The 7,353-nt window shown below is 37.3% G+C and carries 7 protein-coding genes; 4 read left to right on the plus strand and 3 right to left on the minus strand.

Annotated elements, in window-relative coordinates; all coding sequences use genetic code 11:
- The first annotated feature begins 98 nt into the window (after positions 1-98).
- On the plus strand, positions 99-1,391 hold the full coding sequence (locus ABDH28_07850) for a hypothetical protein (GenBank protein MEN2998926.1): 1,293 nt from the start codon (positions 99-101) through the stop codon (positions 1,389-1,391).
- Here ABDH28_07850 and ABDH28_07855 read toward each other — a convergent pair.
- Positions 1,378-2,511 (minus strand): FIST N-terminal domain-containing protein, encoded by a 1,134-nt coding sequence (locus tag ABDH28_07855; GenBank protein ID MEN2998927.1) that lies wholly within the window; start codon positions 2,509-2,511, stop codon positions 1,378-1,380. The two genes, ABDH28_07850 and ABDH28_07855, sit on opposite strands and share 14 nt — an antisense overlap.
- Before the next feature lie 205 nt (positions 2,512-2,716).
- On the opposite strand from ABDH28_07855, the gene accD reads away from it, so the two are divergent.
- From accD to ABDH28_07870, 3 genes are read left to right on the plus strand one after another with little or no spacing between them, the layout of a single operon-like run.
- Positions 2,717-3,517, plus strand: a complete 801-nt coding sequence (gene accD, locus ABDH28_07860) for an acetyl-CoA carboxylase, carboxyltransferase subunit beta (protein MEN2998928.1) — start codon at positions 2,717-2,719, stop codon at positions 3,515-3,517.
- 15 nt (positions 3,518-3,532) lie between these two features.
- Positions 3,533-4,636 (plus strand): sn-glycerol-3-phosphate ABC transporter ATP-binding protein UgpC, encoded by a 1,104-nt coding sequence (ugpC, locus tag ABDH28_07865; protein MEN2998929.1) that lies wholly within the window; start codon positions 3,533-3,535, stop codon positions 4,634-4,636.
- A 56-nt stretch (positions 4,637-4,692) separates the two neighbouring features.
- Positions 4,693-5,700, plus strand: a complete 1,008-nt coding sequence (locus tag ABDH28_07870; GenBank protein ID MEN2998930.1) for a tetratricopeptide repeat protein — start codon at positions 4,693-4,695, stop codon at positions 5,698-5,700.
- Positions 5,701-5,713: 13 nt separating this feature from the next.
- On the opposite strand, the gene tpiA is transcribed toward ABDH28_07870, so the two are convergent.
- On the minus strand, positions 5,714-6,475 hold the full coding sequence (tpiA, locus tag ABDH28_07875; GenBank protein ID MEN2998931.1) for a triose-phosphate isomerase: 762 nt from the start codon (positions 6,473-6,475) through the stop codon (positions 5,714-5,716).
- A gap of 181 nt (positions 6,476-6,656) precedes the next feature.
- On the minus strand, positions 6,657-7,277 hold the full coding sequence (locus ABDH28_07880) for a hypothetical protein (protein ID MEN2998932.1): 621 nt from the start codon (positions 7,275-7,277) through the stop codon (positions 6,657-6,659).
- Between the last annotated feature and the right edge of the window lie 76 nt (positions 7,278-7,353).

Raw genomic sequence — 7,353 nt, forward strand, 5'->3', positions numbered from 1 at the left:
ATCACTGATTCTTCGTTGAGGTTTGAAAAGGCATAGCTAATTAAAAAACTATTTGGTTTTATGTAATAAAGTTTTCTGAACTTGGTGAGTCTTTCATAATGCCAGTGATGCGGGGTAGTGACTCTTATGATTTTAGAAAGATTGTGAGGCATGATGTGGTAGAAATATTTTCCTCTACAAAATCTAAATTGGAAGTGTATAAAAAGCGGATAGAGAGTTCCCTTATCAGTTCAGACAGGTTGCTAGTGGTTGTATACTTTAAGGGGAGTAAGCTAGTTTTTCAGGCAAGTTTTCTAGAGAAGGTTACTAGTCCTATGTTTCAAGGAACAAATTTGAATATCAATATTAATGTCAGTGATGTTTTGAAATTTTCAGAGATTATATCTAGGCTAATTGATGAGATGTTTTATAGGTTATCGGGTATACCGTGGAATATTGATGATTTTTTCAGTATTCTTGATGATGTGAGTTTGCAGTTTGTACTTTCAAAGCTTGTATCACGTTTTAGTGAGGAGGAGATCTCAACACTAATTTTTGCACTTAAAAAGTCTGGTGATAGGATAAGGTCAAATATTTCCAAAGGTGCGAAAGAAAAGGTAAATTTGATAGTAAAAGGCAAGGAAGGTTTCCTTTCCAGTGACAAGGAATGGATAGAGGCAACAATGTTATTTACAGCTTTGGAGATAAACAGGATAATTAGGGAAGATGGGCAGAATTTAACTTCATCGCAACATATCCGAATGATTAGGGAAAATATTATGAATTCGTTCTTTATTCCAAGAACTTCACCAAAGGTGATATCGGTCATAGTTGAGGAAATAGATAAGCTCGGGAAGTTGGGAGATGTGCTTAAATATGTAGATAGGACAACTCTTGCAAAGTCGTTGGTTGGCGTAGATGATAGGATAATAAGCAAGTTTTCCAATTTTATGTCACGAAGAGGTTTTGATCTTTTAGTTGATGATGTGCTATCTCTTTCAAAGAGGGAGGAACACTTTCTTAAGGAGCGTATAGAGTTTTTGGAGGGAACTACGAAGTTAATGTTAGATCATGCTTTAGGTAAGGATTCTGATGATTTTGTAAAAGTTGTTAGCGATATTATTCCGATGTTGAACTATTCAAAGATATATTATGCTGTTAATCTTACAGGTATTGCCGCCTATTTTCTTTTTTCAGAGAACCTTAGAAGGAGAAACAATGTAGTGCTTGAGGATTTTCTAGCAAGAACTGTAGGAACTCTTAAGAACGTGGTTAGGATGTTTTTGAAAGGTCGCATACTACTTGTTGGTCAGTATGGTGATACCATGATCAAGGAGAAGACGAGAGAGTTTCTTGAGAAACTTTATTTTGCGGTGAAGATGGATGAGTGTGTGCAAACTATCCGAATATAATATTATCTGCCATGAGGTTTCCGTGCTTGTTTGCTCTCTGATTCTCTTTTAGTAGGAAACAACCTTGTTCGCCGAACGTTGCAGCGCCAATGAAAGGTGCTTTACCTAGAATTGATTTATAGGATTCTACTACTTGCTGTATGTCTTCAATTATAGCACCTACGCACCCTCCACAGTAGATTAGTATAGCTCCTAGAGGAGTTACTCTGTCTTTATCCATTCCTAAAGCTCTCTCCACTACCTGTTTTGCTCTATCAATCAGAGCACTCCTATAACCTGTCATGAGGATTATTTCGTCTCCTTCTTTAAACTCTGTAAATAGGGTCATTGCCTTGTTTTCAGGAATAACAGAATGTGGATGTGAGAGCAAATAGTTTTTGATTCCCATGATTTCACCAATAATTCTACCTATTGGTTTGAGTGTTGTTTGTGCCAGAATCACTCCTCCTTTTTCAAGATATTCCGAAATAGCCCCATCTAACCATTCGTTGTAAACCATAGCTGCAGGTTTACCATCTATCTCGTAGATAGTTCTTCCTTCTGCTTTTGTGACTATCCCCTTTTTGGTGGTTGGTAGATATCCACTAAGGAATGCACCGTATATTTTCCTAGGGCTTTTGAAACCAATAAGGAGAACTCCTTCGTTTGTAACTTTGTCATTGTGGAAAACGAACCATTTGCCTGATATATTGTCATCAGCTGCACTACCTCCGTATATTCTAGTTTGACCTTGGAAAAACTCATCTACGCCTTCTACAATTTTTTCCTCAAACCCTGGTACAGCGTGCATTAATACAACATCTGGAGTGCCAATTTTATCAAATATTTCCTTAGATGCCTTTAGTGTTTCTGCTTTTGCATTTGTTGGTGAACAGTTGTAAACTACGGGTACTGCTTCTATGCCATCTTCAGAGTAAGAGGCTAGAAAATGTGTTCCTCTCATGAATCCATATGGAGTAAACACTCCTTGGAAAGAGCTACATCCGAAAACTTCTACTCTAGGGTCAATCTTTTTGACTCTATTGACAATGTCTTTAATATCAACATCAACGGTAGTATAAGCTAGACTCCACTTTGCACCGAAAGTCATCTCTATGTTATCAATGCTTAAATACTTCATTTTTACCTCCTCCTTTTCAATAGAATTATAATATACTCCACACACGTTTGCAATAAGATTCGGTTGAAGATAGTGGAGCATAAAATGTTCTTTGGTTCTAAGTAGTGGTGAGTGCATTCTGTTTTGTGAAAAGGTTTGCTTAGTTTTTAAATGGAGGCTAGGGAGTGGAAAAATTGTGAAGGCTATCTTTTATAATATAGCGAGTATGGCAGAGGAAAAGAATTTGTGGGTAAAGTGTCCAGAGTGTAATTACATGATGTATAAGTCTGATTTTGAGGAAAACTTAAATGTTTGTGTAAACTGTAATTACCATTTTAGAGTTGGTGCTAAGAGGAGAATAGAGTTGATTGCAGACAAAGATTCTTTTAAGGAGCAATTTGCAGACATAGTCTCTTCCGATCCGTTGGAGTTTTTTGATGGGAAGGAATATTACAAGGACAAAATAAGAAGAACTATGAATGACAAAGAATTGAATGAAGCGGTGATTACTGGCACATGCGAGATATACGGGATTCCTGTTGAGATAGCGGTGATGGATTTTGAATTCCTTGGGGGTAGTATGGGTAGTGTGGTAGGTGAGAAAGTTACAAGAGCGGTAGAGTATGCTACAAAACACAAACTACCTTTAGTTATCTTTTCTGCCTCGGGTGGTGCTAGAATGCATGAAGGTATTTTATCTCTTATGCAGATGGTGAAGACTTCTTCAGCTTTGAGGGAGTATAAGGAAAAAGGAGGATTTTATATTTCTGTGCTTACAGATCCTACAACTGGGGGGGTTACTGCAAGTTTTGCTATGCTTGGGGATGTTATAATTTCTGAGCCTGGGGCGCTTATTGGGTTTGCAGGTCCTAGAGTGATTGAGCAAACTATAAGGGAAAAATTACCTGAGGGGTTCCAGAGAGCTGAATTTGTGAAAGAGCACGGTTTCGTTGATATCGTTGTTTGTAGAAAGGACTTAAAAAATATTCTTTACAAATTGATTTCTATCATTTACAATAAAGCATGATGAAAGGAGGATACTATGGCTAAGGTCATTCTCAAGCATGTTTCTAAGGTTTTTGATAATGGTGTAAGGGCTGTTGATGATTTCAATTTGGAGATAGATGATGGTGAGTTTATTGTTATTGTTGGGCCGTCGGGATGTGGAAAAACTACTACTCTTAGGATGATAGCGGGACTTGAGGATATATCTGAAGGAGAATTATGGATTGATAATGTTTTGGTGAACAATATACCTCCTAAGGATAGGGATATTGCTATGGTGTTCCAAAATTATGCTCTTTATCCACATATGACTGTCTACAAAAATATGGCATTTGGCTTAAAGCTTAGGAAGGTGCCGCAGGAAGAAATTGACAAGAGAGTCAAGGAAGCAGCGGAAATACTAGGATTACAAGCACTACTTGATAGAAAGCCTAAACAACTTTCTGGTGGACAGAGACAGAGAGTTGCGTTAGGTAGAGCTATTGTTAGAAAGCCAAAGGTTTTCTTGTTTGATGAACCTCTCTCAAACCTCGATGCTAAGCTTAGAGTGCAGATGAGAGCAGAGATTAGCAAATTGCATGCTAGGCTTGGAGTTACAACTGTCTATGTTACTCATGACCAGGTTGAAGCAATGACTCTGGGCACAAGGATTGTTGTTATGAAGGATGGTAAGATACAACAGGTAGGGTCTCCACTTGAGGTTTACGCATCGCCTGTCAATAAGTTTGTTGCTGGATTTATCGGTAGCCCTCCGATGAATTTCCTAGAGGTTGTTGTTGAACAAGCTGGTGACAATTACTACCTCAACGAAGGTTCATTCAGAATATTGCTTCCAAAGGGAAGATTTAAGAATATTTCCGAATATGTTGGAAGAAAAGTGATTATGGGTATAAGGCCAGAGTATCTGTACGACCGTGGCTCATACACGGGTTCTGTTAGCGAAAATGTAATATCCGCTAATGTTGAGATTACGGAAATTCTCGGAGCAGAACAGTATGTATACTTTGCTACCGAAAAACACCCATTTATCGCTAGATTTGATCCTTTCATTCGTGTCAAGTTGGGTGAAAAGAGAGAAGTTGTTGTTGATCTAGAAAAGTTGATAGTGTTTGATGCAGAAACAGAATACGTGATAAGCTGATCTTATGCGTGGTTTTTAGGAGCTTTATAGCTCCTTCCCCTAAAATCATGCCAAGTGTGAAAAAGTTCAATGAGGGATCTATCATTTACTTTGACAAGGATATAGGAAGTGAGGTCTTCTTGCTGAGATCAGGTAAAGTTATTTTGAAATATATTTCTGAGGATACTAATGAAGAGGTATCAAAGGTAATAAGACCTGGAGAAATATTTGGATTAAAATCAGCAATAATCTCTGCTCCAAGAGGTGAAACAGCAATATCTGCTGAGACCTCTGAGGTTATATCTTTTGATGTTAAGGAATTTGAGAGCTTTATATCATCAAAACCTGAGATCTTGTTTAAAACTCTCAAGGCTTTGAGTAACCAATTGAGAAATATAGGAATAAAAGTTAACAGCCTCTTATCAAATAATATTGTTGTGAGATCTGATTTAGGAATGTTCAAAATAGGAGAATATCTTCTCACCAACAAGAGATACAAACAAGCTATTCAGTCATTTGAGAGATTTCTTAAAGTATATCCTGATTCGGATTTGGTAGGTGAGGCTAAGAGGCGAATACAGATAGCTAAAAAAGCACTGGATACGGGAGTATTAGATAAGTTTACCCCAATTGATGAAAGTTCTATTGCTACCTCACTACCGCAGATGTCTCACAATGAAATCCAGGTTAATGGTACGGTTTCTAGCATTCTTAATGCTTTGTCTTTGGCTGAAAACAATTTCAATCGTGGAAATTTTACAGAAGCACTGAAAATATTGGAAAAGATCTTTGTCGTCAAAGAAATACCAAGCGTAGATCTTTTGGAGAAAGCATTAAACCTTAAGGCTAAATGTTTGACTAGGCTTAAAAATTACGATGAAGCAATAAGTACCTACAAAGAACTTCTTTCCAATTTTTCAAATTCCAAAAACATTAAGGTATATATGTTCAACATGGCTGTGGTATTAATAGAAAAGGGTGACAAGGATAACGCTTTTGTGACGCTAAGGAAGGTAGCTTCTACTCCTCCGTTTGACGAAGTATCGCAGAAGGCAAAGGAGTTTATTGCAAAGATCTCTACTTAAAGGCCTTTGTTTCTTATTGCTTCCTAATAAACTTGACAATTCTTGTGAACTCTTCAAGGTTTAAGGATGCTCCACCAACTAATACTCCGTCAATGTCTGGCATGGCCATAAGATCGTCAATGTTGTCAGCTCTTACGCTTCCACCATATTGTATTACCATATTTTCAGCAACTTCGTTTGAATATAGCTCTGAGATAAGCTTTCTTATAAAAGACTGAACTTCCTGAGCATCCTCAGGCTTTGCAGTTTTCCCAGTTCCTATTGCCCACACAGGTTCGTAGGCAATAACTACATTCCTAATATCATCGTTAGAAACTCCAGCTAACCCCCTAACTGTCTGTTCCTTTACCACATCTATTGTTTTCCCTTCTTCTCTCTCCTCAAGCAGTTCTCCTACACATAGTATTACTTTAAGTCCATGCTTTAACGCAGATTTTACCTTCTTGTTTATTACTTCATCAGTTTCTTTTATTATGTGCCTTCTCTCACTGTGACCAACTATTACATACTCGCACCCTACGTCTTTTAACATCATTGGAGATATTTCCCCAGTGTATGCTCCTTTGTCTTCGTAAAAGACATCTTGGGCTCCAAGTTTGACATTAGTATTTTTCACAACTTCATAAGTGGCATATAGTGCTGTAAAGGGGGGACAGATTAAAATGTCTCTATCACTTACATCCTTAACATTTCCTACTAGTCCTTTCGCAAGTTCAACTGCTTCAGAAACGAGTTTGTTCATCTTCCAGTTTCCAGCGATTAGATACCTTCTCATAACTACCTCCAGAGCTATAATTTTAATCAGGCTCTTGCTCACAGTTCAAGAAAAGGGACAGGGAAGCTAATGGGTGATTATCAAGAAAACATTCACCAGTCCCGACAGGGACTGCGAGAGTAGTAAAAAGAAAGACTACATCCTAATTATAAATTTTGGAGTCTGGAGCTAATAATATGGCTTAGTAGATGTTGAAGTCAAACTTGTAGAATTCTTTTGCTTGGATGTTTAGTAAGATACTACTTAGGAAAACCTTATCATTTGTCTTGCTTGTGGAGTAGGCACAGAGGTAAGACCAAACCATGATGTTTTCTTTGCCTTCCTTTATCCAGTAGTCAAGTCTTTGTATAAAGTTATCCGAGATGTATGCTATAATGTGGGCATTTTCACTGTATGCTAGATTTAGGATTTTTGTATTTCCGTAATCAGCTATACCAAATTTTCTGAAATTTCGTAGATATCCTTCGTTAGTGAGTGAGAAAAATAGTTCTATTCCCTCTACTAGTGGTATGGGTAGTCTTTTTAGGGTGATGTTTGTTTTGTCTGAGATGATTTGAAAGTACATTGAAGAGTTTGATAAAGCAAGATAGGAGGAGAATTTTTTAAGATTCCAGTTTTCCTCAACAAAACTCTTAATGAATGAGGATCTTACCTCAAGATTTCCCAAATAAACATTTTTATAAACGCTTTGGAGAAGGTTACTTACAAAGGAAAGGTTAGTTTCTCTAAACTCAAAAGGCATTCCTTTTACTGTTGCCATAGCAATGCTATAGATAATAACCAGTAATATCGTCCTTTTCATAGAATTCGTTTATAGTTTACTATTTTACAACAGTAACCCTACCTTTAGCGGTTGAGGATATCATTTCGTTGTCTTT

The organism is Brevinematia bacterium, assembly GCA_039630355.1.
Lineage (GTDB): Bacteria > Spirochaetota > Brevinematia > DTOW01 > DTOW01 > SKYB106.

Coding starts and splice junctions, on each gene's coding strand:
- ABDH28_07880 (MEN2998932.1), bottom strand. CDS start 7,277: ATGAAAAGGACGATATTACTGGTTATTATCTATAGCATTGCTATGGCA.
- ABDH28_07850 (MEN2998926.1), top strand. CDS start 99: ATGCCAGTGATGCGGGGTAGTGACTCTTATGATTTTAGAAAGATTGTG.
- tpiA (MEN2998931.1), bottom strand. CDS start 6,475: ATGAGAAGGTATCTAATCGCTGGAAACTGGAAGATGAACAAACTCGTT.
- accD (MEN2998928.1), top strand. CDS start 2,717: ATGGCAGAGGAAAAGAATTTGTGGGTAAAGTGTCCAGAGTGTAATTAC.
- ugpC (MEN2998929.1), top strand. CDS start 3,533: ATGGCTAAGGTCATTCTCAAGCATGTTTCTAAGGTTTTTGATAATGGT.
- ABDH28_07855 (MEN2998927.1), bottom strand. CDS start 2,511: ATGAAGTATTTAAGCATTGATAACATAGAGATGACTTTCGGTGCAAAG.